General features: G+C 47.4%; 16 protein-coding genes. 9 read left to right on the forward strand and 7 right to left on the reverse strand.

Annotated features, from left to right (window positions below):
• Positions 1-64 precede the first annotated feature (64 nt).
• Positions 65-1,495: a tetratricopeptide repeat protein gene (locus tag JW881_09435; protein MBN1697724.1), complete on the reverse strand. Its 1,431-nt coding sequence runs from the start codon at positions 1,493-1,495 to the stop codon at positions 65-67.
• 148 nt (positions 1,496-1,643) lie between these two features.
• A complete protein-coding gene (locus JW881_09440; protein MBN1697725.1) occupies positions 1,644-2,504 on the reverse strand; it encodes a hypothetical protein in 861 nt (286 codons plus the stop codon).
• Between the two features lie 533 nt (positions 2,505-3,037).
• On the opposite strand from JW881_09440, the gene JW881_09445 reads away from it, so the two are divergent.
• The 3 genes from JW881_09445 (at position 3,038) to JW881_09455 (ending at position 6,070) form a co-directional block, all read left to right on the forward strand.
• Positions 3,038-3,382, forward strand: a complete 345-nt coding sequence (locus tag JW881_09445; protein ID MBN1697726.1) for a hypothetical protein — start codon at positions 3,038-3,040, stop codon at positions 3,380-3,382.
• A 66-nt stretch (positions 3,383-3,448) separates the two neighbouring features.
• Complete coding sequence (locus JW881_09450; GenBank protein MBN1697727.1) at positions 3,449-5,461, forward strand: glycoside hydrolase family 9 protein; 2,013 nt, start codon at positions 3,449-3,451, stop codon at positions 5,459-5,461.
• Positions 5,462-5,737: 276 nt separating this feature from the next.
• Positions 5,738-6,070 carry a hypothetical protein gene (locus JW881_09455; protein MBN1697728.1) on the forward strand — a complete coding sequence of 111 codons (333 nt, stop codon included), beginning with the start codon at positions 5,738-5,740 and terminating at the stop codon, positions 6,068-6,070.
• A gap of 91 nt (positions 6,071-6,161) precedes the next feature.
• On the opposite strand, the gene JW881_09460 is transcribed toward JW881_09455, so the two are convergent.
• On the reverse strand, positions 6,162-8,522 hold the full coding sequence (locus tag JW881_09460; GenBank protein ID MBN1697729.1) for a substrate-binding domain-containing protein: 2,361 nt from the start codon (positions 8,520-8,522) through the stop codon (positions 6,162-6,164).
• Between the two features lie 254 nt (positions 8,523-8,776).
• Between JW881_09460 and JW881_09465 the strand changes: the two genes are divergently transcribed.
• Positions 8,777-10,393: a discoidin domain-containing protein gene (locus tag JW881_09465; protein ID MBN1697730.1), complete on the forward strand. Its 1,617-nt coding sequence runs from the start codon at positions 8,777-8,779 to the stop codon at positions 10,391-10,393.
• A gap of 45 nt (positions 10,394-10,438) precedes the next feature.
• On the opposite strand, the gene JW881_09470 is transcribed toward JW881_09465, so the two are convergent.
• Together JW881_09470 and JW881_09475 are read right to left on the reverse strand one after the other, a co-directional pair.
• Entirely contained in the window at positions 10,439-12,232 is a 1,794-nt protein-coding gene (locus tag JW881_09470) for a methyl-accepting chemotaxis protein (GenBank protein MBN1697731.1), read from the reverse strand.
• Between the two features lie 187 nt (positions 12,233-12,419).
• A complete protein-coding gene (locus tag JW881_09475) occupies positions 12,420-13,466 on the reverse strand; it encodes a hypothetical protein (GenBank protein MBN1697732.1) in 1,047 nt (348 codons plus the stop codon).
• A gap of 348 nt (positions 13,467-13,814) precedes the next feature.
• Here JW881_09475 and JW881_09480 point away from each other — a divergent pair, with 348 nt between their 5' ends.
• From JW881_09480 to JW881_09500, 5 genes are all read left to right on the forward strand, one after another.
• A complete protein-coding gene (locus tag JW881_09480; GenBank protein ID MBN1697733.1) occupies positions 13,815-15,134 on the forward strand; it encodes a glycosyltransferase family 4 protein in 1,320 nt (439 codons plus the stop codon).
• Positions 15,135-15,480: 346 nt separating this feature from the next.
• Positions 15,481-16,242: a hypothetical protein gene (locus tag JW881_09485; GenBank protein ID MBN1697734.1), complete on the forward strand. Its 762-nt coding sequence runs from the start codon at positions 15,481-15,483 to the stop codon at positions 16,240-16,242.
• 214 nt (positions 16,243-16,456) lie between these two features.
• On the forward strand, positions 16,457-17,428 hold the full coding sequence (locus JW881_09490) for a hypothetical protein (protein ID MBN1697735.1): 972 nt from the start codon (positions 16,457-16,459) through the stop codon (positions 17,426-17,428).
• A gap of 245 nt (positions 17,429-17,673) precedes the next feature.
• Positions 17,674-20,253, forward strand: coding sequence for a hypothetical protein (locus JW881_09495; GenBank protein ID MBN1697736.1), 2,580 nt, complete (start codon positions 17,674-17,676; stop codon positions 20,251-20,253).
• Positions 20,254-20,314: 61 nt separating this feature from the next.
• On the forward strand, positions 20,315-22,915 hold the full coding sequence (locus tag JW881_09500; GenBank protein ID MBN1697737.1) for a hypothetical protein: 2,601 nt from the start codon (positions 20,315-20,317) through the stop codon (positions 22,913-22,915).
• Here the strand turns inward: JW881_09500 and JW881_09505 are convergent.
• Both JW881_09505 and JW881_09510 read right to left on the reverse strand, forming a co-directional pair.
• Complete coding sequence (locus tag JW881_09505; GenBank protein ID MBN1697738.1) at positions 22,904-25,147, reverse strand: hypothetical protein; 2,244 nt, start codon at positions 25,145-25,147, stop codon at positions 22,904-22,906. The genes JW881_09500 and JW881_09505 overlap by 12 nt on opposite strands.
• Before the next feature lie 220 nt (positions 25,148-25,367).
• Positions 25,368-26,378 carry a hypothetical protein gene (locus JW881_09510; protein ID MBN1697739.1) on the reverse strand — a complete coding sequence of 337 codons (1,011 nt, stop codon included), beginning with the start codon at positions 26,376-26,378 and terminating at the stop codon, positions 25,368-25,370.
• Positions 26,379-26,426 lie beyond the last annotated feature (48 nt).

Genomic DNA, 26,426 nt, shown 5'->3' on the forward strand with positions numbered 1-26,426 from the left:
TTTCTTTATCGTGATACTAATGCTTTTTCGTCATTGTTTCCAAAAGACCGGCAGCCCGTGTTGTTTACGCACCGCCGCTTTCAAAATCGATATCGGTCTCCCCGCCATCCATGAAATCTTCGATTCCTTTTGTTTCGCTTTCGATCCTGTTGATGATCAATTCGACCTTTTCGCCGTATTTTTCCTTATTCTGTTTTTTCGCGTCATTGAGATAAACGATCGCGTTTTCGTAATTGTTGTCCGCGTACGCGTTGACACCGAGTGCGTAATAGGTGAGCGCCTTATCGGATCCGAGTTCGAGGGCCTCCAGATAGTATTCTTCCGCCTTGTAATAATCCTTTTGCGTGTAGGCGATGAGTCCAAGGTAGTAATAGGGAAAATAATGTGACGGTTTGAGATCGATCGCTTTCACGAAACGCTCGCTTGCGGCTTCGAGGTTGTTTTCCGTATACAGATCGAGTCCTTCGGTCACGAGGTCGTTGAAGGTTTTTAGCGAATCGAAATAGCTACGAAAGTGCTCGTTGAAGGTATCAAGGGCGATCCATTTGAAGATCCTGTTTTTTATATTGACCGAGTTTTCTTTCAATGTGAGGGAAGGGTCGAGCAGATTGAGGGAATCCCAGAAAAGACGGTTGTAGTTTTTATTATCAGTGTTGAGAAGGAAATAGACAAGTCCCCATGCCTGCGGATAAAAGACATCGATCTTTGAGACGACCTCTTCCTTGTCGATCAAAAGAAGATCCGAAAGGGGAAGCAGTTTCCTGCCGCTATCTCCGCCTTCTCCCTTCATAAGAGATTTGAGTGTCTCCAGCCAGAGAAGGCTTTTATTGAGGGTAAAGGTGCCTGAAGCTGAAGGGGCGGCCGATTTCTCGGAAGCTGAGGATTCGGCCGATTCTTCATCATCGGAAGCTGGTACGGTTTCTTCTCCGGATTCGTCTTCAGCCTCCGTTACGCTTTCTTCCCCGGCGTCCTCATCCGTTTCGACGGTCTTTGAAACCGCGGCTTTTTCAGACATGGAATAGGTCGAGGTTTCAATGTAGGCGGCGACGCCTTCACTGATCCAGTACGGGACGGAAGGGACAAATGACTTGAGGCACTGGATAAGCCCCTGATGAAGCAGAGAAACGGTGAAATCCTTCACATCGTCTTTTTTAAAACCGACGAGTTCGCATTTTCGGATATCGCTGTAATGGATATAGACAAAATCATCCCGGCTTTCTCCGAGTAGTTTTTCCAGATAACGGTCAAAACCGGCTTTGTCCTTGTAGATGGTAATTCTGAAAGAAGCCTGCAAGGCGGAGAGGTCAAAATGAAAGATACTGTTGTACAATTTTAATGCCGCTTCCATCATGTAAGCGACCTCTTGCGCATACGCTTCACCGACATCGGAATAGACCCGGTAATGATCGCTTTTGGCCTGAAAGAGTTTCTGTGTCTGGCCGAATACCGAGAGTGTCACGCATATGAGAAGAAATGCCGTAAGGAGTCGTTTCATGGTTCCTCCTGCTACTTAATATCTTAATAAAGGAATGCGCGATCTGTCAAATTTATTTCGCACGAAAAGAGCTTGTACGGCAATCGCACGGCAGATTGCAGAACAGCCTCGCTTACCTATCCCTATTTTTATCTTCGGCACAATTTCGTTAAGTAATAGTACCAATTATTATATTTACTTCCTTTAATGTGATCCCCGTGTATTTTTCGATGTTTTTGATAATGTAGGTCTGAAGGTCATGGACGACGTGCGGAAGCTCCATGCCGTACGGTACTTTTATGATGATTTTCAGAATATAACCGTTTACCTGCCGTACGAGGATGATTTTGTTCACCTTGAGTCTGGTATCGAACTCGTCGATACAGTGTAATATCATCTGTGAAAGCGCGGCTTCGGAAATGGAAAGTTTCCCCCGCTTGCTGTATTCCGGCGTGACAATCGATTTTTCAAAAATTTTCTTTTTTTGCCCGAGCCGGAATTTCCTTTTAAAAAAAATTTTTATCGAATCGAAAAAAATATGTGAATAATTCATCTGGACTTCGATACCCGGAACGGGAATGATATGTTTGCCTTCATGCTCCCGTGATTTTCTTGCAACTTCTATCTCTTCTTCCGATGCGATATCCTCGATATTGACGATTCTTGAAATATGAGGAAGACGGAGTTTTCGCGCAATCTTTTCCACCATTCTTTTTGACGTCCCGATGATGAGTATTTTCTTGAAGTTCGACGTTTCAAGCGCGTCTTTTATTTCCTTGAGTTGTTCGGGGTCATCGAATAATGCCGTTCGTATCGCCCCCAGTGGGCTTTTCGCTTTTTTAGCCGATTTTCCGCAGACGATCTTGTTTTCTTTTATTAAGAGTCCGTCATCGATGATGAGTTCGATTTTGTATTTGTCCGCAATGAGTTGTGCCCTGAAGCTTTTACCGGTGCCGGCCTTTCCGACAAGGGCGAACACCTGTCTTTTTTTAAGCCGCCACACGATATAATTGGCAAGCCGGTTTATCACACCTTTTTCGTTTTTGTCGTTCATAGAAAGACAAATATACAATATTCCCGCGGATTCATCAAATAGCGGCAGGAATTTTGTGAATATATTTAAAAAAAATGGGATGATTCGCTTCTGCGGGGTACAATCGAAGCGGAGAAATATCGGGGTTCCGGGACAATCGTTAATAACGGTACCGTCTGCCGTTCGCGGGGTGCGGAATTGCGTCCGGAGCGGGGTAAAAAAGGATGGCGCGGAATATCAGTGATTACAATGATGGACTATAAGTAAAAATATCATAAAAAAATAGGTGAAAATGCTGATGTAAATAAACTCATTATGTGTTATTATTTCATTGGAAAAGGATGATCGATTTTTTACAGAATCACGACCCATACCCGGCCTTCTGAGGGAACGTCCCTGAAGAAGGTACATGTATGTAAAAGGAGAAAAGAGAATTCCCTGAAAGAGAGGGATGAAAGAAGAAAAACAGATGTATCCCTGACGGTTTATTAAAAAAGTGAAAAAAAAGAAAACAACGAAGGGAGAAATAAATGTTTTATGACAAAAAAAGGATGGGTGTTATCCTGTTCCTGACGCTTTCGCTTGTCACCATCCCGGCATTCACCTGCAGTTCCGATTTCTCGGAAGCATTACAACAGTCAGTTTATGTTTACGATGCCGATAAATACGGTCCCGGTGTTACCGGAGGACTGGTTGAATGGCTCAGCGGCCGCCATACGGAAGGCGAGTTCCGGGACGGTTTTCACGACGCGGGCGATCGTGTGACGTTCGGCCTTCTCCTGTCACGGCATTCCCCTGATAAAGGGTTTTCGTATAATGATAATGGCCTCCCTGAAATATGGGCGGCATTATGCCATAATTGTGAATGGCAATAATACTTATAAGCAGTTGTCTGCCCGAAAGGGCATAGGAAGATATAGTAAATTGAAAGGAGTAATGGTATGATTAACAAGAAAATGATATTATTATTGGTTGTCGTTTTATGTACGGCGTCACTTGGTTTCTCACAGATGTCGGAGGCGATTAATTTTTTCTCCTATAACATTTGCGGAACCGGACAGACCGTTTCATGGAGGGGGAGTTGTCATACCTCAGATAATCCCTCGGGCGGGTATCACGATGCCGGAGATCACGTCAAGTTCAATTTGCCGATGGCGTTTTCGGCGGCGATGATGTCATGGGCGGCATACGAATACGGCGCTTCCGGCGTCTCGACGCCGGTAAGCAGAATATTGTCGTACCTGCGGAGTTGCGGTACGAGCGGGTCGATAAAATACCAGGTCGGTGATCCCGGGGCGGATCACGGCTACTGGGGCCCCCCTGAAGACCAGACCGGCACGCGACCGACGTCGACGGGAAGCAAGGTCTCCTGTGTCGCGGGAGGGACCGCGGCCGCTTTTGCTATCGCTTCGGTCGCCGGGGTAAGCGGCGGAGATATGAATACGGCAAAAACCCTTTATTCGATGGCCGAAAATTCGAAAAGCGACGACGATTATACGGCGGCGAACGGGTTTTACCAGTCGCACAGCGGTTTTTATGACGAACTTGTCTGGGCAGCTATCTGGATTTATCTCGGGACAAAGGATACCACGTATCTCGCAAAAGCGGAACAATACTTCGAGGAATTGAACGACGACTATCAATGGACCTACTGCTGGGACGACTGCAGGTACGGGGCGGTCCTCAAACTAGCACAGATCACCCAGAAAGAGGTATATATCGAGTGGATAGAACGGCACCTCGACTGGTGGAATGACGGCGGAATCAATATGACCGGAGCGGGACTTCCCTGGCTCGATTCATGGGGGTGTCTGCGATACGCGTCCGCCGCGGGATTCCTCCTGAAACTGTGGGCCGACTCCCCTGTCAGTACCGACAGCAAACGATCCGGTTACCGGGCAATGGCAAGCAAAATACTCAGTTATATAAAGGGAAGCAATCCCGCCGGGAGAAGCTATATCATCGGGGTGGGCAGTAATTATCCGAGGTGCCCACACCACCGTGCGGCTTGCCCTTCCAAAACGTGTCCGTGTGAATACACCCTGACCGGTGGGCTTGTCGGTGGCCCCGATCAAAGTGACCAGTATCAGGACAGCATCGACCAGTACCAGTATTCGGAGGTCGCCCTCGACTACAATGCCTGTCTTGTCGCCCTGATCGCGTGCCAGAGCGGCGGAAGTCCTCCGCAATACGAACCGACATCGCCGCCGACACCGACGCCGACGCCGGGACCAACCGCCCAGCCCGGGACGGGAAACGGGTTGAAAGGCGAATATTATTCGGGAACCGGTTTCGGCACTCTCGTCATGACACGGACGGACGCGACGATCAATTTCAACTGGGGGGGCGATTCGCCCGGTGCCGATATACCGTCGGACGGATTTTCCGTGCGCTGGACGGGAGAGATCGAACCCGTGTATACCGATACCTACACATTTTATGAAAACTCCGATGACGGCGGCCGGGTGTACATCAACAACCAGGCTGTTATCGACAGGTGGGAGGATCACGCTGCCGAGGAATATTCGGGGACGATAAGCCTGAATGCCGGGCAGAGGTACAGTGTGAGGGTCGAGTACTATGAAAACTCGGGAGATGCGACGATGCAGTTCTCCTGGTCGAGCACGTGGCAGGAAAAGGAAATCGTTCCGCAGAGCAGGCTCTATTCGGAAAGCACGGAACCGACACCGGGGCCGACAGACCCCCCGACCAATCCGCCCGTGACAAATCCGCCAAACCAATGTGAAACGATGGGTGATGTCAATGGCGACGGCACGGCGAATATTGTCGACGCCCTCGAGGTCGCGCAATACTATGTCGGTGTCATATTGGATTTTTCCGATGCCACAGCGCGCGCCTGCGCGGATGTGAATTGCAGCGGAACCATAGACATCGTCGATGCCCTTCTCATTGCCCAGTATTACGTCGGTCTTATTACGGACCTGGACTGCTGATACGTATTTGTTCGACGCGGCCATCCCCTGTCTCGAGGGGGATGGCCTTTTTTTCGCTTGCTTGTAATACTCACCGATATATGCTGCATACGATATCAGGAGCGTGAGGTGATCGGATCCCGGCTGAAATCGAATAATGTACGGAAGGCACGACATGGGCGCCGCGCATAATTTTTCATTCAGAATTCGGCAACCACTTACCGATGATCAAAAAAGTCACTTATGATTTAATTAAGTCATGTATGACAATTCTGGTATTTTGAAAGGAGACCTGTCATGCCAGCGAAATCATTAAAGCAATTGATGGCGACATTGAAACGGAAACAGCAAAAAATAAAAAATCTGACGGTGCAACTGAAGACGGAAAACACGGCGGCGGCCAAACTAAAAAAAGAAATCGATGCGTTGAAGGCGAAAGCCGCAACGGTAAAAAAGAATCCGGCAACCGGGAAAAGCGCGTCCGCTTCCTCCTCCAAAAGCAAGGGAGGTAAAAAGAGCGGGAGTAAGGGAACAACGGCGAAGACCTCTCAGGCCGGGAAGACGACGAAAAAAAGACCGGCAAGAAAGTCGACGAGAAAGACAAAAGATAGCAATTTTACCATTTCGTAATACGCGCTTTACGCGGTAACACATTGGTGGAAACGCCGATGATGGCGCGGGTAATGAAAAATTACCATTAATTCAAATGACAGGCGGACGATTATTGCGGGAGGAGGTAATGTTTTTCTATGAAAAGGGTCAGACAGGCGGCAACGACATCTTTATCATAGAGTACTCCCGCATACCGCTTTATTTCTTCTAAAGCCGTCTCCAGCCCCAGCGCGGAGCGGTAAGGCCGGTGTGATGCCATCGCAACGACAACATCTGCAACACTTATGATGCGTGCCTCGAGTATGATATCTTTACCCGTCAAGCCGTGAGGATACCCGGAACCGTCCAGGCGTTCGTGGTGCTGGAGGACGATTTCAGCAACGGGCCACGGGAAATCGATGGGTTGCAGAATTTCATAGGCGACCTGGGGATGAACTTTGATGAGATTGAACTCGATGTCCCTGAGTTTTCCGGGTTTGTTTAGAATTTCGGCGGGGACATAAATTTTCCCCAGATCGTGCACGGATGCGGCAACCCGTATCCCTTCTATTATTTCTTTTGACAATCCCATTTCCGTGGCAATCGCCCGTGCGAGATCCGCGACCTGCTCATGGTGATGAGCGGTATAGGGGTCCCGTGCTTCGACCGACCGCCGGATTGTCTCGACAAAAGCACGGATTATTTTTCTTAATTCTTCAAGACTCTTATTCAGGTGTTCCGATTCCGACAGCAGATGATTCTTTTGCCGCTTTACCTGTTCATAAAGGATCATCCCCTGCAGGGCGCTCGAAATGATTCTGCGCAATATACCGTATATATTCGTCGAGAGGGGGCCGGGTTCGAAAATAATGTATCCCATTTGATCGAAATGCCAGAGTGCTTCGATAATCATTACATGATTGTCCTTTTGAGCAAAAATTTGCGGAGGGAGAAGCAGGTGGGAGGGGAACAATGATTGACCGTTATCGAGATCGAGTGACTTGTCGCCGGTATAAGCAAAAACGAGCCGTGAATTCTTTTCATTGTCGCCCTCCGTTTCCAGAAACCGGACAAGGTAACAGCTTTTTATTCCGAGACCGGGAAGCCTTTCCAGTATCATCTCCATAAGCTGTTCTTCACTCAGCGATAGTATTATTTCATCCCGGAATCTGTTGATAGTCGAATTTTCCTCGTGGGATTCGTAGTATTTCTTCTTTTCGAAAAATACGGCATGATTTACTATGAGAATCCGCATCTGATGAAAGACGTTTTCGATGAGGTGAAGGGAATCGCCTTTCATGAAATAGGGGAGGAGAGCTTCGCGTACCACGGAGAGGAGGAGATGACATAACATGACCGTTCCACCTTTTTTGAAAATTTCCACCAGCGAGGAATTCCATACTTTCAGGGTTTTTTTGTCAGAATTGGCGGTTATCCAGCGTTCAAAGGCATCGAGAAGGTTATCGATGACGGCGTCCGGTATAACGGGTGATTCGGTTGTTGCTGCTTTTTCGACTGCCTGCATAATGTATTTTTTTATCTTTCCCCGTTCTTTTTTGATTCCCGCAGCATGCGGGATCGTATGTCCGGCATGGGGAATGGTCGAAAAGTCAATGACAGACCGGTTGAAACAACTGCACGATTCACGAATGACGAGGGTTGTCGGGATCATTATTTTATCGGGAACTTCTTTTCCATCGATCATATCAATCAACATCTCGACGGCTTTCGCCCCCTGTTCATAGAGTGACTGGTTTACCGTCGTCAGGGGAGTGCAGGACCATTTACTGCCTTGAAGATCGTCGAATCCCGTCAGCGCGATCTCCCACGGAACGTTCTTGCCGAGTTTCGAGAGTTTGTCGAGGGCGCCGATTGCCATATTGTCGTTTGCCGCAACGATCGCTTCGACATCGACTTTTCTGACTTCGAAAAGTTCGCAAATCGCCCGGTATCCGGATTCCTCTCTGAAATCCCCTTGGATAATCGACTTTTTTTCCGGAATAATGTCGTGTATGGCGAGTGTGTCGAAAAAAACGGCGCGGCGTTCTTCCGCATCCCTGTTTTTTTCAGGACCGTCGATATAGGCAAATTTTCTGAAACCATGGATTTCGACAAGGTGTTCGACCAGGGCTTTCATACCGTATTTATTGTCGATTAAAAGCGACGGTATCCCTTCAAGGTCGACCGTGAGACTGACAAGAGGAAGGGGATGAAATTGACTGCAGAAGGATGTGATTCGATCGACATTTGTTTCCCGGAAAAGCGAGTTCGAAAGAACAATGAGTCCGTCGACATTAGACGGTGTCGCCCAGTCATAGATGAAATTTCTTTGTATTTCAAACGTTAATTGGGATTCAATCACCCCCCCCTCGAAACAGATCAGGCGGCTGTTATGCTCTTTGATGGCGGCGGCCATACCCTCAAGGATCGTGTTCTGGTACTCATCTTCAAGCCAATCGACAAGAAAGCCAATTGTTCTGCTAGAGTTCATTACTTCCTCACTGCTTATACTATAAGGGATGCGGATTTAATCGTCAAATATGAAATACACAAATCGCGGATTTTTATTCCCGTCCCGATCGTATGCCGGGGTTCGTGAATCTCCGTAACCGTTTTTTAACAATGAAGGCACTCGTATCTTTGATCACAACGGTTTTTCTTGACATCACGCTAAAATAAGAATAAAATGAATTAAAAAAATACAAAACACGGCTTCTTTAAAGCCGGCGGAGAGGGGAAATACCAATGAAAAAAACAATAAACGCCGTCGCTGCAGGTCTTTTTTTTCTTTTTACACTCAATCTTTTCGGCGAACCCGTCCTGATACCGGTTGGAGAACAGTTCAGGGATACAAGCGGTAATCTCCTGCATGCGCACGGGGGAGGCGTTTGCAAATACAATGGTTATTACTACTGGTTCGGTGAAAATCGTGAAGGAGATCTCCTCGTTTCCTGCTACCGGTCGTCGAATTTCAAGGATTGGGAGTTTCGAAACCATGTCCTTCGCCGCTCTTCTCATTCCGAACTCTCCGACGCGAATATCGAACGTCCGAAAGTCATTTACAATCCGCAGACGGGAAAGTTTATCATGTGGATGCACAAGGAACTCAGGTCGGATTACAGCCAGGCACGGGCGGCCATTGCCGTTTGCGACACGATAGACGGCAATTATTCATGGCAGCGGAGTTTTCGGCCCCTCAATCATATGTCGAGGGATTGCACCCTTTTTGTCGATGACGACGGGAGGGCCTACTTTATATCGGCGGCAAACGAGAATTACGATCTCCATATCTATCGTCTTACTTCCGATTTTCTCGATATCGACGCACTTATCTATAATTTCGACGGCGATCATCGTGAAGCGCCGGCCATTTTCAAAAACAATGGAAGATACTATCTCGTCACCTCGGGCGCGACGGGCTGGGATCCCAACCAGGGTAAATACTCGACCGCAACGAGTCTTTCGGGGTCTTGGTCGGGCTGGCAGAATTTCGGTAACGGAACAACCTTTGATTCACAATCGACCTATATTCAGCCGGTTCAGGGCTCGCAAAAGACCTCATACCTTTACATGGGGGACAGATGGGCCGGTGCGTGGGACGGTCCGGTCAATGACTCCCGGTATGTCTGGCTTCCCGTTACGATAAACGCTTCCAATCAGATTTCCATTACCTATTCGGATACGATCTCAATCGATACGGAGACCGGTATCGTCACCAATGGCCAGGTTATCGTCGATCCCGACAATATCGCATACGGAAAACCGGCTTCGGCATCGAGTGAAGAGCCGGGGAACGGGGCGGCGAACGGTAATGACGGATCGACCGGTACCCGCTGGTGCGCGAATGACGGGAATACGGGACACTGGTGGAAGGTCGATTTGGAGCAGGAGTATACCGTTACGGAAGTGGGAGTCCATTTTGAGTTTCCCGATTCATACCAGTACACGATCGAAGGCTCGACAAACAACAGCAGCTTCACTATGTTGTACGACGGCAGAAACGCCGGGGGAACGGCTCAACAACGGACTCATTCCGTCAACGGAAGGGCCCGGTATGTGCGTATTACTTATACCGGCCTGGCTTCCGGACGCTGGGCGTCCCACTACGAGTTTTCCGTAAAAGGATCGACGTCACAATCGACACCGGATCCGACACCGGCCGGGGCGATCGGGGACGTCAACGGCGATAACGCCGTCAATATCGTCGATGCCCTCCTTGTCGCGCAATATTATGTGGGACTCAATCCTTCGGGATTCGATCAAAACCGCGCTGATGCAAATTGCAGCGGAACGATCGATATCGTCGATGCCCTCGTGATCGCACAATATTATGTCGGACTGATAACCGGATTTTGTCTGTGAGATTTACTTCGTAAGCGGTACCGGCCGCGACATAATATCGGTATTTTATGTCTTGAACTGGTCGATCTCGTTGTTGAGAAGTTCGACCGTGTCCTTGAGTTTGGTACTGAGATTGGTCATCGAGGTCATGGACGTTGAAATCGTATGCAATGCTTCGTTGATATCGCCGGTCATCGAGATCATCTTCTGCGACATGGTACTGATGTTGTCAATAACGGAGGTAATCTGCTCGGCACCGCTTTTCATGCCGGAGGAACCCTCCCTGACGATCGTCGAGATATCGTTTAGGGTTACCATGGTTTGTTTGATCTGGTTCCCTCCGGATGCAAGCCGCTCCGCACTCGTATTGACCTTTCCAAAGGCCTTTTCAATGCCCGAAATCCCCTTGCGTATTTCCTGGAACGTGATACTGCTTTCCCTGTAGACCAATGAGGCTTCCTTGATCGAATCGACGACGCTCCTGAGTGTGGAGGATATGACATTTGCGTTCTTTCCCGTCGATTCGGCGAGTTTTCGGATCTGGCCGGCGACAACGGCAAAACCTTTCCCGGCCGCTCCCGCATGTGCCGCTTCGATCGATGCGTTCATGGAAAGCAGCCCCGTTTTATCCACGATATTGTTGATGAGATTGATCACCCCAAGCAAGCCGTCGACCTGCTCCGCGATATCGTCGATAATGGCCGTTGTTTTTTGAAGCCGTTCGTTTCCGTTTCGGATAACGTCCACCAGGCGCTGCATGTCGGACTGTTCCTGCTGGGTTATCGTGACCACCTCCGTTATCAATGCTTCCATCGACGCCACCGATTCGTTCGATTGACTGACGGACTGCATCTGAAGGCTGATCTGGCGGTCCAGTTCCTCGATGTTTTTAGTAATTCCCGAAATAACGTCGATTGAATGGGAAATCTGGCTGTCGAGGTCCTTGACGACGTTGTTGATGTTTTCACTGTTTCCCGATATGCCGGTAAGCACTTCACCCACATCGGTCGCGCACTTGAAAAGGTTTTCCTTGATATTCATATTCACGTCGGAGGTGGATTTGATTTTCATGACGATCGATTTGATTTTTTCGATAAACCGGTTGAAGTCGATGGCCAGCATTCCCATTTCGTCCCTTGAGGTTATTTCGATTTTTCTCCTCAGGTCGCCTTCTCCGTCGGCAAGGGCGGTAACGGAGTTCTTTAAATGTGAAAGCGATATGCGAAACCGGATGAGGATAAAAAGCGACACGATGAAACTCACGACTACACCGGCGACAAGAAGTATATTGTTATAGATGAGTTTGATTTCGTTCAGTTTTGCTTTTTCTCTATCCAGTACCCTGAATATCGATTCGAGATCCTTTTTTACCGACTCGGCTTTATTGATCCACAGGGATATTTCTCCGAAAATGACGCTTTTTACCTGTTGTTCGTTTTCCGTTAGCGTCAGGGCGTAATACTTCATGTTTTCGAGACCGAAGGTTTCAATACGGTCCAGAATCGCCGCGAACCGGATGACGAAGACATCGATATTTTCCTTGATGAGTGACGTAAAAAGCTTGATCTCCTTGTCGTTTTTGTAAGAATCCGTTTCAAGGAGGTCTTTGAAATCTCCTTCGATATCACCGATAAACTCCTTGAGTTTTTCATGTTCGTTCGTTTCAAAATTTATGAAAAAAAGGCTTTGAAGATAAAACAGCTGGTTGAAATGACTGTAGAAGGTTTGAAACGTGTAATAATCATCTTCAAAATCGGAATATATCAGCTGAATATAGGTGAGTATGATATATATCCCGGTGAGGGTGAGAAAGATGATGAAAAAACCAATACCGATTTTTACAATTAAGGAAAGTCTCATGGTATTATACTCCGTATCCTGTTGTTTGACAGATCCCCATGGCTTTTAACATCTTCGCTGCGACGGATTCTTGCGTGTCTGTGATAAGTTGTGTTTTCTGCACAACTTAAATGATAGATAATTACGCCCGATTGTCAAGCAATATGAGTGAGATGAAAGAGATGTGATGAAATCGGCATGGATGATATTAACTGAATATAAGGCTGTCTTTCAATCCGGAAAGTAAATGGAGGACATGTTCGGATTCCTCGTGAGAGAGTGTTCTTCCCATGCCGCAGGAAGGTGTAATTATCATTCTCTCAAGAAGCAGGTCCCTTTTGATACCCTTTTTGACAAAAAGATCGAGCAGTTCGAGAAAATACGCCTTGATACTTTCGATTGTGATCATTTCAAGACGGGCCGGGTTGAGTGTCGGAATAAGTCCCCAGGCCAGACTTCCGCCCTGTTTGAGAAAGAGATTGATGTCTTTTGCATAGCGGGCAACCTTTTTCCCGTATGTCCATGCATCGAATGAAATAATATCGAGATAGGTGCGGGAAAGCGCCCCCCAGTCGATATTCCCGCAGCAGTGGGAACCGACCGTTATCCCGTTCTTTTTCAACTCGCCGATTATTTCGTTCAGCGATGATATCACATCGTCATCGGTAATACCCGGATATATCCGCGAATCGAGTGCGCAGAGAATCGGTTCATCGCAGAATATGATGATCTTCTCCGCACACCGCCTGAGAAGCCTTTCCTGCCAGAGTGCTTTCATCGTCAGACCTTTTATAATGATATCCTGATACCGTTGATCAAACCACAGCGCACGCCCGGCCTCGTCCGTAATGCCAAGCCCCAAGGTCAATGGCCCGGTAATATGGCCTTTGACGACCGGAAGCTTTTTTTCCTTTTCGGCGAGGAGATCAATGAAGAGATGCAGGACCGAGGCATAATCCCGTGATATCGAAAAATAATCGAGATTTCTTTTTATATAAGCGTCGTAGAAAGCGTTCATCGATGCTGCGTAATCTTTTTTTTCCTCATAGACCATTTTCATTTTATTTTCATCAAACCTGATGCCGGGAAATCCTTCGCTGAATTGAGTGATCATGTGTTCTTTATACGAACGTTGCGGCAACGATACCCACGCGGGTATAGATGGCGGATATATTTTAAAAAGTTTCATTACCTGTTCGGGCGTTTTTTGCGGCATGCTTTCTATGATTGTTGTCTGAATATGATCCCCTGCCATGATCCACCTCCTTGTCTTCCTGTCGATGTTGAAACCGGTATAACCTGTAAAACGGAGTATCGGTGTATAACGACGCTGCCTTTTATTGTTGTGAAGGTTACTGGTATTCTTTTAAGGCTGTTTGTAATTTTGTTGCATAGTATAGCACCGATAATAAAAAAATCAATCACCCGATTTTTTTTTGTTTTTGTTTCTCTTTTTTTATGAGCTTTTTATGATGCGGTCTTTTTGCCGATATTCGGGAGCGGGGGCAAGCTTGACTATACCATCCGAAAAGTAATACGTTTTGTATATGATCTTTCTCGTCGCCGATTTATACCTTACAGTTTATGACGGAAACGTATCCGGATGAATATTCTGTATATCAATAAATTCTATCCTTTTACGCACAGCGGGAATGTCGTCACGGACGCTTCCCGTTTCTATCCGACGGGAGGTACGGAGACACTGCTTTTTACCCTTGACAGGATGTTCCACTCAAGGGGGCATAATACCCTTTTTTTTTCCATGAAACATCCTGACAATATCAAAGCGCCCTACAGCGACTATTTCGCTTCATATATTAATCTGCATGAGACAGGCGGCATTATGGAATCAGTCATGAAAACGGTGCGATTACTGTATTCCCGCTCCACCCGGCGGAAACTGGGACGGCTGCTCGACGATTACCATGTCGATATCGCTCATATTCATAATATCGCGCATCAACTCTCTCCATCGGTCATGTATGAACTCAGAAAACGCCGTATTCCTGTTGTGATGACGTTACTGGATTATAAACTGGTTTGTCCCGCTTACCAGCTTATATCGCGCGGCAGGTTTTGCGATGCATGCAAAAAAAAGCGATATTTTAATTGTGTGTTAAAAAAATGCCACAAGGATTCATATCTCAAGAGCTTTATTGTCATGCTTGAAAATTATCTGCATACGGCTATATTGCCTTCCTATTCATCCGTTTCGGCGTTCATCTGTCCCTCGCACTTTATGATGGAGAAGATACAGGAAATGGGCTTCAAAGGGACGTTTATATATATACCGAATTTTATCAATCCATATGATTTTGAGCCGCGGACATCATGGGAGGAAGCCTCGATTGTCTATTTCGGCAGGCTTTCATGGGAAAAAGGATTGGCCACGCTCATCAAGGCGGTAAAGGATATAAAAGGGGTGACCTTAAAAATTATCGGTACCGGTCCGTTCGAGGGGCACGTGAAATCGCTGATTGAAACATATCGGGTTTCAAACATACGGTTTTTGGGGTTCCTCGACAGCGAAACCCTTTATAATGAAATCAGAAAATCGATGTTTTTTATCCTTCCATCTGAATGTCATGAAAACAACCCGTTTGTATTGCTTGAAGGATTCGCCCTCGGAAAATGTGTCGTGGCATCGAGAATCGGGGGTATTCAGGATTTTTGCCATGATTCATACACAGGCCTTACCTTTACCCCCGGCGACGATGTGGATTTACGGCGAAAAATCGAATATTTATGCGGACATCAGGAGAAGATTGTCGAAATGGGCAATAATGCGCGTGCATTTATTGAGGAGACGTTCAACGCGGATCGGTATTACAACCGGTTGCTTGACATCTACGTATCGGCCGCAAAGGAAAACCGCACCCGGACGGCCCGAATCTCTCACGGGAAGGATGTCCCCGCCGATTGACATACGCCGTAGAACTTCCGGGAGAAGTCATTCTTTTGCGTACGGGATATTTACCGCCGTAACGACAAATGCTCGTTATTTACTTATTGTTATTGTAGAAAAAACCCATCATATATAAAAGACTTCGAAGATCTACGGGCGGAAAAAAATTTATTTTAATGTTTTTTTTTTTCCATATCAATTATACTTTACTCGTAGACGGACGCCGGTATCGGTGTGGTGTCCCGCGGATTTGCCCTGGTTGAAGCGGAAATGGTTTTTATATGGATAAGGATAATGAAAACGGCCTTTTTTACCGAACAATAATAAGAGGAATACAACCGGTTTTACGACAGGAGGAGACCGAATGATGAAAGAACTCCGAAAACGACTCATTTCCCTTTCAGAAAATCATTCACTCATCGGGATCAAAGGGGGAACCGAGGTCGAGGACATGACCTTTGGTGAACTGCGGCTTATGCGGGCTGTTTCCAGAGATATCCTTCCCATGACGGTAAAGATCGGGGGCGCCGAAGCCCGAAACGACATAAGGTTCGTCTGTGACATCGGCGTTGATAGAATACTGGCTCCTATGATCGAATCCGCATACGCACTGTCTAATTTTATCGAAACGGTTCGGGAGATCGACCGAGAGGTCAAATGCTCGCTTGCAATTAATATCGAGACCGCTACCGCGTTTTACTCACTCAAGGCCATGGCGGCTCAATCTTGCTTTGGTTCACTGGAACATATTACCATCGGGCGCACGGATTTATCCGCGTCACTTGGAAGACAATGTGACGATGAAGAAATAACGGTTATCTCTCAACAAATCATTGCATTCGCCCGTTTTTACGGGAAATCGGTGTCCGTCGGCGGTAAAATCACGAATGAAAATTGCATGATGATTCGTGATCGTATTAAACCCGACGCGATCAATACACGTCATATGTATCTCTCTTCGTCGTCGCAGCATATGGAACGGGATGTGGAAGCAGTCATCGACTGGGAGAACCGGTTTTATCAATTTCTTTCGGGATACTATCCGCATAAGGCACACTTTTATGACGAAAGAATTCGATCAAATAATATGAGGATCGGACGAGAGTCTGCACTGGTCAATAAATAGTAATGTGACTTAAGTCGTCCCGTGATTTCACATTCATGAGAAAGACCGCCTCCCCATGCACCACGCATAAATAAAATCGGATAAATGACGATTATAGCAAAAAAAAGCTTTGACTTTTAAAAAAAACAATGTATAATAATGCACGATTAACGGGAAAAAGAGAAATTAACCAAATAAAAGAATAATACACAATGTTGGAAGGAGGCTTAAAAGAATGGCCAGAAAGTGTGTATGTATCATTCTCATTCTTTCTTTCATAAGCGGTATGGCTGTTTTCGCACAGGATCAAGAAGAATCGACGGCTTTGGAAATCGGAAAATTGACTGTTGAACCGGTCGCATTGACTCGTTGTCCGGTCGCTGAAACGAAATGCCCTGTTACGGTCACAAAATGTGAAGCCGTATTGACGAGATGCCCGGTTGTCGAAACAAGATGCCCCGCATATTACACGAAATGCCAGATTGCCGATACACGGTGCCCGGCTGTCGAGACAAAGTGTCCGCCGTATTATACGCGGTGCAGGCAGATTGAAACAAGCTGTCCCGCGACACTGACAAAATGTGAAGCCGTCGATACGAAATGTCCGGTAGCGGAGACCCGATGTCCGGTAGTGGAAACAAAATGTCCCCTGACGGAGACGAAATGTCCGGTTGTCGCCACAAAGTGTCTGTTGTCGATCTCAGAGACAAAGTGCCCTGCGGCCGAAACCCGCTGCCCGATCGTCCTTACAAAATGCAGTGAGGTCGCGGACACAAAATGTCCTGTTGTCGATACCCGCTGTCCGTCTGTGGAGACAAAATGTCTCCTGTCGATCGCGGACACGAAATGTCCGGTGGCCGAAACGCGGTGTCCCATGACCGAAACGAAGTGTCCGCTTACCGAAACACGATGCCCGGTCTTGTTAACATCATGTGCTTTGACGGATGAGGCGACACGATGCCCTATGGTCGAAACACGATGTCCCGTGACGGTGACCAGCTGTCCTTCTGTTGACACGAAATGCCCGGCGGCGACGATATTGACACGCTGTCCGGTCATCGATTGTCCGATCATCATCGATATAAAAGAGGAAAGCGCTGCAGAACCACTGATAAAAAAGGACGTTTCCGCGGAGCGGGAAATTATCCTTGCGAATGATGAAATCTGTCCGGCGGTTGTTTCCGAATGTCCGACCGTTGTCAAATAGCCGGAAAAAATAAACCGGCGGCGATGTCGTATGTCGGTCTGAATTATTGAGATCGTTTTCAGGATATATGTGAGGGATTTGTCTGAATGAAATTATCGTTCAGGCAAATCCCTTTTTTATCGTCTTCGTAATCCCCTGCGGGTATTGGACCGGCTGATGGACATACGCTTTGGTTCGGAAGGGAGTCCGGACCAAATATAAAAAAAGTACTTGATTCAAGCCGTTTGTGCCGGTAGTATGTGCTGGTGAAAGAAGAGCGGGCTCCGCGGCTGTCAGGAAATAACCCGTACCTCATTGGAATTACTATCCTGAGTTTCTTTATCTGCTGGATCGTTTCAGGGTCGACGGGGTTTCTGGTATATCCGCTACAGAATAGTATTGCCATGACCTTGATAACGGCAATTGTTGTTGTCTCTTTGGCGGCCGGAAAACCCAGGCGATTATATATTCTCATTCAGGTTTCGGCATACATTCTCACCTTCTTCTTCTTTTTTATCGGACAGCCGGCTGCCCTTATTCCGGGATGCGCCTTGGTTATCGCTTCGACTGCTTTCAACCGGGAAATTCGAGAACGGCGGGTGTTATTCTCCCTCTCCTTTGTTGTTTTTTGTTATGGATTATATCGATTCGTCCTTCTTTCGAGCGGTGCCTTCTGGCTTTTTATGGATTCGTTTTCTTCGCTGATAAGCGGATTCGCCGGATTCATGACGGGAAACAAACTTAAAACGGGAATTACCTTCGCCGGTATCGACTATCTTTTTCTCACAATGGCGTGGACCGCACTCTGTTTGCTTCATCATTCGGGAAAAAAAGTTAAAAAAGGATTGATATGGATCGGTGTCATTCTGGCATGCCATTTCATCTATCTGATTATACTTTCGTATGTACCTGCATTGTTGAATCTTTTTCCCGAAAGCGGCGGAGAGCCGGTGTCCGGCATTGCCCTCTTTGCTAAAAAAACAATCCCCTGGAATCTGCCGCTCGCGGCACTTCTGATTCACGGAACATTATCGGTGCTGCTTTATCGATCGACTGACTGGAACGGGACGGTCGTTTCGATGAAACGCGGTAAAAACGGGATAGCCGGGTTTTTCAGAGAAAAGCGAAACAGTATTTTTATTACCGTTCCCCTGGTCATCTGCATATCGTTGCTGTTACACTTGTTTTATGAAAACTCATCGTGTGAGGGGAAAAAGATTGTCATCCATGAAAAAGGTTATCTAAACTGGTTGCGGCCGCAGCACAATGATTACGGCAGGCTTTCGATCGGTATGTACGGAAACCTTCCGGATTTTATCAGCAGTATCGGATCCGATATTCTCGTTTCGCCCGATCTCTCGGAAGACGATCTCAGCGGGGCTGACCTTCTCATTCTGATTTATCCGAACGAACCATGGAGCCCGGAACACCTCGGACGTATCCGGCGATTTGTCAGGGAAGGGGGATCGCTTTTGGTTATGGGCGAACACACTGTCATGGAGTCCGACGGTGGAGACAGAATCAATGACGTGATCGAACCATCGGCGATCGGCCTCAATTTTGATTCAACGTTATTTGCCGTCGGCGGGTGGCTTCATTCATACGAAACATTGGCCCATCCGATAACTTCCGGGATCGATTGCGACCGTAATCAGTTCGGAATTGTCGTCGGTGCGTCACTCGATGTCCGGTTTCCGGCACGGCCCCTCGTGATCGGAAAATGGGGATATGCCGATATCGGGAACCCCGAAACTCCGTCAATGATGGGAAATTCCCGCTACGACGGGGGCGAGAAACTCGGAGACCTGGTACTCGTAGCCGAACAGCGCGTCGGGAAAGGTCGAATCGTGGTATTCGGCGATACATCGAGTTTATCGAACGGTATTATTATCGGCGACCATCCGTTCGTCGGCCGGCTTTTCGCGTACCTGTCGAACAGAGGCTCGGGCGGGAGTTTCTCCTTCAGGTTCGGTCTCGCGGCCGTCCTGGCAATAGTCCTGGCCGTTGTTTTATTGCTTTCGGGAGATCCTCTTGCCGTCGCTCTGTGTGCGATCGGTTTTATTGTCCCTCATTTTGTCGCTCTCCGGATCAACGACGCACGATTTGACATTTATCCCAAAAGGAGAAGCGGGTCGGGGATCAAAATCTCGTATATCGATTTTTCACACAACAATACACCGAGCGCAGAATCATGGCGGCCGGACGGAACCATGGGACTTTCTCTCAACCTTTTCAGAAACGGGTATCTTAACTTTACCCTGCCTGAGTTCAAGGAGGAGAAACTGAAGCAGGCGGATCTTTTTGTCTGTATCGCACCGCAATCGACCATACCCCAACAGGAAATACAAAGCCTCAAGGAGATGGTGTATGACGGACTCATTCTTATTATTAACGCCGGCTACAAAGAACGGTTCGGATGTGAGGGATTACTCGGGGCATTCGGTTTTGACTACCATCCCATGTACACGGAAGCGGAAGAACATATCGTAAAGGAAAACCGGCCCGAACCCCTGGGATTTTTCAAATCGCCGTATTTATCGACGGGCGAGTATTATTGTTTTGTCCGCTTCTATGCGGGCTGGCCCGTGATGTGTGAAGACCGGAACTCGGAAATACTCGCATACGGCTATCATGATTATCCGATGATCATTCTGAGGAGATTCGGAAAGGGTAAGGTTGTTTTTATCGGCGATACCTGGTTTGCGACAAATCAGAATCTTGAACGCGAAAGCGGCGAACCGTTTGAAGGAATGCGCGAAAATATTCATTTCTGGCGGTGGTTGCTGAGCTATTGTGAGGACAGGCCGATGTGGATCCCGCCCGATCCCCGTTCCGCTGGGGATTGAACGGCTGCCCCGTGATGCGCGAACTGAAAACGCACCGGTGGCATGAAAGCGAGGAGAACGATTGAAAAGAGTATGGATAGGGATTGCCCTGTTATCGTGCGCGTGGGCATTCGGCATAACGTTCTATCATGGACCGATATACGCATTATTTTTTTTAGCTGTCGGTGCAGGTCTCTTCTTTATTTCAAAACTTGATTTTTCTCTACCGTCACGGCCTTTTTCGGTTATCGGCATACCATTAAGTCTTCCCGTTATCTTCATTCTCCCATGGCCGTATACAATCATCCCGATTTTTTTACTGACCGGTCTTCTTATTCATCTCGCGGCCGGTCTCCTGCCCCGTGACCCGAAAACATGCTCGCCTGAAATCGCGCCGTTTTTATCATTGATACTGCCGCACGCAGCACGAATCGCAAAAACACTCATTTTCGCCTCCGCTCTTCTGGCCGTCCAGGCGGTGGCACTCGAGCTTTATGTAACATTTACCGCCTCTTTCCGTGAGCTTCCCCGCATAATAGCGGACCTGTTGAACGGCCTCGCGACAATGCTGGGTTTCGAATCGGGCGTCACCACGGCAGGTATTTCCCTCTTTACCATGAGGAAAATACACACGCTCGGCGCGACATGGGAACTGATACTCGATCCCGTCCTTCTTGCCTTCATTGCGGGAAGTATCTTCTATTTTTGTTTTCATCTCGTTGCCTGGCGGAGAGAGAAGGAAACTTCCGGGGAAATCGTCTTCGTAGTAAGAAAATTCGGTGTTTTCGTCATCGGGATATGTATATGGATACCGCTCAGAAGCATGATCATGCTGGCCCTGTTTCTCAATCGGGCATTACTGGTCGAATATGAAGAAGTATTGAACCTTATGAACCAGTTCTTCAGTCAGTGGGTATTCATCGGCCTGCTTATTTTTCCCCTGCTTTTTGCCGTTTACTGCGTGAGACTCAGACCGATGCCCGAAACCGGCAATAATAACGGAATACTTCGTTCGCTTCTGACAATACGCACAGGAGGGCCCCTTCTCGCAACAATCTGTTCAGTAATCCTTATTTGCACGGGTATTTTCTATGATCCTTCCGGTTTACGTAATGACGGCAGGGTATTGATCGATGAATATCATACCGATTGGGAACCGACCGAACGTTCTTTTGACACCGAATGGTACGGGGAAAAGTCCACCTACAATTACGCATGCATATATGATTATACCTCACACTATTATAACATCGCCAGACTGGAGGAACGCATTACCGCAACGGCGCTCGCCGATTGCGATGTTCTTATTCTCAAGGTACCCGAAGAAAAATACGGGGCGGAGGAGATCAAGGAAATAACGGATTTTGTACGGAACGGCGGGGGCCTCATTCTCATCGCGGAACATACAGATGTCTTCAGGACAAGTTCCCATCTGAATACCGTGGCGTTACAGTTCGGATTCGAGTTCGAGGACACGAGCCTGATCGATATCGATAATGAGTTCAGACAAACATTCCACGTACCACGGATCCCGCACCCGATCATTCAACACATCCTTTCCCTCCGGTTTCAGGTATCGTGTTCGATCAAACAAAACACCCCTGACGGACGCGCCGTCATCCGTGCCGCCGGGTTGCGAAGCCTGTTTGCCGATTATCACATGGGCAATTTTTATCCCCAGGTGGTCGATCATTCCGATGTCCGTTACGGGGCGTTCATCCAGCTTCTGGCCAAACGGTACGGCAAGGGCCGGGTTGCCGCTTTTACCGATTCAACCGTTTTTTCCAATTTCAGCGCTTTTGAACCCGGCATCAGCGAATTGTGGCTCGGCATGATCGAGTGGTGCAACCGGCGGAATCCATGCGGCGAAATAAGGGGCGTCCTCTTTATCGCGGGAAGTCTCCTTCTCGGCATCGCCATTTATCTACTGCTGCGTTTCAGATTCAGGGAATGGGTTTTGCTTTTTGCCTCGATTCTTTTTTTCTGGGGTGTCTGCAGCACGGCGATTGGGAGCATTCACGGTTTTACCGTGAAATTTCCGGAAAAGCAGCGGGATTACGTTCAGGTAACCATCGACCGTAATATCTGCAATACGACACTCGGAAACGGCGGATTCATCGAAATGAGTGATGACGGATTCGGAATTTTCGAATTGTGGGTATTGCGGCTCGGTTATTTCACGAAGCGCTGTTATGCGGGAGATGTCTTTGACGGAGATCTCGCAGTTTTTTTCTACCCGGATGAAAAGGTTTCCGCTCAATTCGCAGGAGATTGTGCAAGGTATGTAAATAACGGTGGAAAGGTTCTGATTCTTGATTCGAGCCGTAATACGGATTCGACCGCAAACCGGCTTCTCGAACCATTCGGCATGAAAGTGAACAGGGAAGAGACTGTCGAAGGGATGCTCGAAGACGGAGAAGGGGAGGAGACCTCCGTTTCAGTCTCCGCTTTGACGATCGAAGGCGGGACGCCATTCGGGACCGTTTCCGGCAGACCGGTCGCCTCATGGAAACGGCATGGTAAGGGACATGTCGGCGTTATCGGATTCGGAAATCTCTTCAATGACGACATGATGGGTAATTTTTACGATATTGTTCCGGATGACGGTCTCATGCGGAAGTACAGGCTTCAGTTTTCTTTAATACGTTCGGTGATACAAGAAAACAGACCGTTAGTCAGATAAATTATCCGCCTGAATCGGAGCGGGAGATGTTACGGTTTTTTTACCTGTCTGAACGTCAAGTCCGAATGAATATCCGACTGAAAAACTCAATTCGTGTTTCGAGAATCGTTCGATCGAAATATCATAATCTTCCGAATAATTGTAAAGCAGAGTATATAGCAGGGATCTTGAGGAATCGAATCGATAACGGATGGAAAGGCCTGCCTTGATATCGATATCTTCCACACCCTCTTCTTCGTCTTCAGGAACATAGATGGTCGATTTCTTTCGATTATGGTCGATGAAGCCCGCCGAAATGCCGAATGTAATCGCTTCAAACGGGGTGTAATATAAAGAGGCTGTGTATTGTTGTTTCAATCGCAATCCGGAGACCTCAGCGTCGTCTATGATTTCAAGAAACGCGAATCCGTTCAGTGCGAATAATCCGACCGGCTGATCGACCACCAGCGTAAAACTGTTATTGAGTTCCTCATAGTAAGAACGGCACATACTGTGAGTGAGTGCCCACATAAAATAGATGTAGGTGAATGTATCAGTGTTGTTGAAGTGAAATCCGCATTTTATCCGCTTATTTTCCGTTGTGATGACCTCTTCACCAAGCGTATCATGAGTGATACTCTGCATATAGCCGGTGGAAAGCCGGAGACTCTTGTTGAAAAGATTCACACCGCCGTTCGCCGAAAATGAAATTTCATCGGAATAAAATCCGGGGAAACCGGGGAGGGTCTGACTGAAAATGATATCCCCGAGAAAGAGATCACCGTTATACTCCCCCGCACAAAGCCAGGCATAACCCCAGTCATTGTCATCTTCGAGATAACCGCCCGAATCAAGATCACAAGAGAGATGCAGTTCCTTTAGCGGATAATACTCCACGGCCGCCCCCACGGAAAAATCAGGTTTGTAATAATCGAACAATATATCGGAGGAGGTGCCGGGTACGGCTCCGATGCTGCCGAAGCAGTGAATGTCGGCCTTGAAAAGATACCCGTCCGGATAAAGAGAATCTTTGAGGGTATAGGTGATGAAACCGCCCGTATGATTTTCTACCGGTTCATCCCACAAAGATTGATGAAAAAGGGCCATCAGGCCGATACTGCCGAAAAAAAGTGTTGCGGCCGCCCCCCTTCCGTAACAGTACTGTTCGGTGAGCGGGGAAACGGAATAGAAATGATCTCCGAGATAAAGATCGAGAAAATCGGAATAATACCGCAGGCTGTATTCGTCTTCGTCGTCAATTATCGGATACGATGAGAATTCTTGTTCGGTAACGGGAATTTCGAGCATTTTATGCAGACGGAAATCGAGATGATGAGTTTTCTCCGCGTTTAAAGATCCCGCACCGGAAATGGTCGCTTCAATATCGCCGTACCACCGATCGATGACTTGTTCGGTGTGTCGGATCGATATCCGCACGGGAAACAGATGACCCGGTACCACCGCTTTTTCAGGTAGCAGACTGATAACATCCACGTTCGTTTCTACGGTAAGCGGCCTGTCCGCCGAGAGACCGGCGGGGGGATTGTCGCGTGAAAAAACCGATAATTCCAGGGTGTGCTTTATTGTTTGTGTCATCGATGCGTCTGTTTCGACCACTACATCCACCGTGACGGAACCGGAACCGGGAAGTGTCAGGATGGTCGATCCGACGTTAAGAAGATACAGTGGAAAGTTTTGTGAACTGTAGAGGAAAAATTCGATTTGTACAACACGGGAGGAATTGTTTTTAATTGTAAACGATGTGATTATTTCTTCACCGGCAAAAACACAGGAAGGAAGGGGTGCAGTCGTTACGGTCACGGGAAGAACGGGTAAAACGGTGACCGTTATCGTCCTTTTTTCTCTGAACAGCCCGTTATCACGGTCTTTTATGACATAACCGACCTCAAACGATCCTTGCGGCGTCTGTTCGGGTATGTAAAACCCTATGGTTTTTATTTGATATGATGCGGCGTTCAGTTCAAACGGAAGATCGGTTTCGGGAGATATCCATGCCGGGGGAAGAATCAGTTCCGACTCAAAGGTTCGGGTCTCTCTGGTGTTATTCCTGACTTCGAAAACAAGTGTCACCTTTTCTCCCGGATAGGATGTAATAATGCCGGTATGTTCCGGTATTATTTCAATCCCATCGGCCGGAGAGAGAGATGAAACAAGTAATATCGGTAGAAGAATGATGATGCATTTCATGGTGATTGCGGATTCATAGTAACAGGAAGCGGTATGCCGAATCAAGTGTTTTCATCAAAGTGCATATGTGTATTTCTCAGAGGGAATGCATCGATAGATCGAGTTTCTGCATACCGATTTGAATTGTTATAGTATCGCCTTTAATGACATGCATATACCACCCACCCCGCACCCCCGAAAATATTTTCAGCCGGATCTATCAGAATAAGTATGCATTTTCCCTTGAATACGACACCACGCGGCCAACGTCAGGCCCGACAGCCGTTTAAGACTCCGGGATAGGCACAATGTTGTCGATAAGGACTGACCTGTTATATGACTTCCCGTCAAGCATCGTCCAGGCAGGCCCTGTAAATGTTCCTGTAGCGCTTCCGCCTATTGCCCACCATTCTCCCTCGATCGATGAGAGTCCGCCGAATGATTCGAGTTCACCTCGGGCCATGCCTACCAGATTTGTCCTTCTTCTGTACACGACATAATAATAGGAATAGAGAAAATCTTCGAGTCCGGCCGGATCAATCGCGTCGAGACTCCATGGAACACATTCGGCCGATGTTTTTTTCAATAATTCGACGTACCTGTTGAGTGAAGAAATGGCAACGGGAATCCCGATATCCGGAAGAGGTCGTATATCGTAGCCTAAAAAACCGGCAATCGTGCTGTATGAAATATCGAGCGGCTGATCCGACGGATCATTTGCAATAAAAATTTCACCCCCCGAAAACGATGCAACGGTGCCGTCCGGAGTTTCACAGATCAACAAAGCGATACAATGTGAATGAATGGAAAGCATGGAAATATCTTCGATATTACCGTTCGGAATGCAATAGTAGACGAGTACCTTGTACGGTTTTCCATCAGAGATAACATTCGCTTCGATTCCCTGTACATATGATATTTTGTTTGTCGTTTCATTAATCGTCACTTTCAAGAACCCTGATCCGTCGGAAAATTCACCTGAAAAGAGATAAGTATCGATATTCTTTTCTATATCAACAGCCAGTGAGGCATTCCATAGAATGACATCAAAAGAGTCTCCGGCAGAATAATTCGCTGTATTTCTTTTTAGTCCGTTGAAAATCGGTGTATAGGCGAGAATGGAAAATTCCGTTTCGGAAAAAGCATCGGCTTGAATTGATCTACCCGCCGAGCCCCCATCTATCCCGAATATGGGAATGTATGCGGGTATATCGTTACCCTTTTCATTTTCCACGTCACATCCCGTCAATGCAAGGATGACCACCGCCACACTCAAGAGAATCATCCATTTTTTCATAGTCTTCCCCTCCTGGAATAAATTATATCATCGTAAAAAAACTTCATC

This window comes from Spirochaetales bacterium, from assembly GCA_016930085.1.
Lineage (GTDB): Bacteria > Spirochaetota > Spirochaetia > SZUA-6 > JAFGRV01 > JAFGHO01.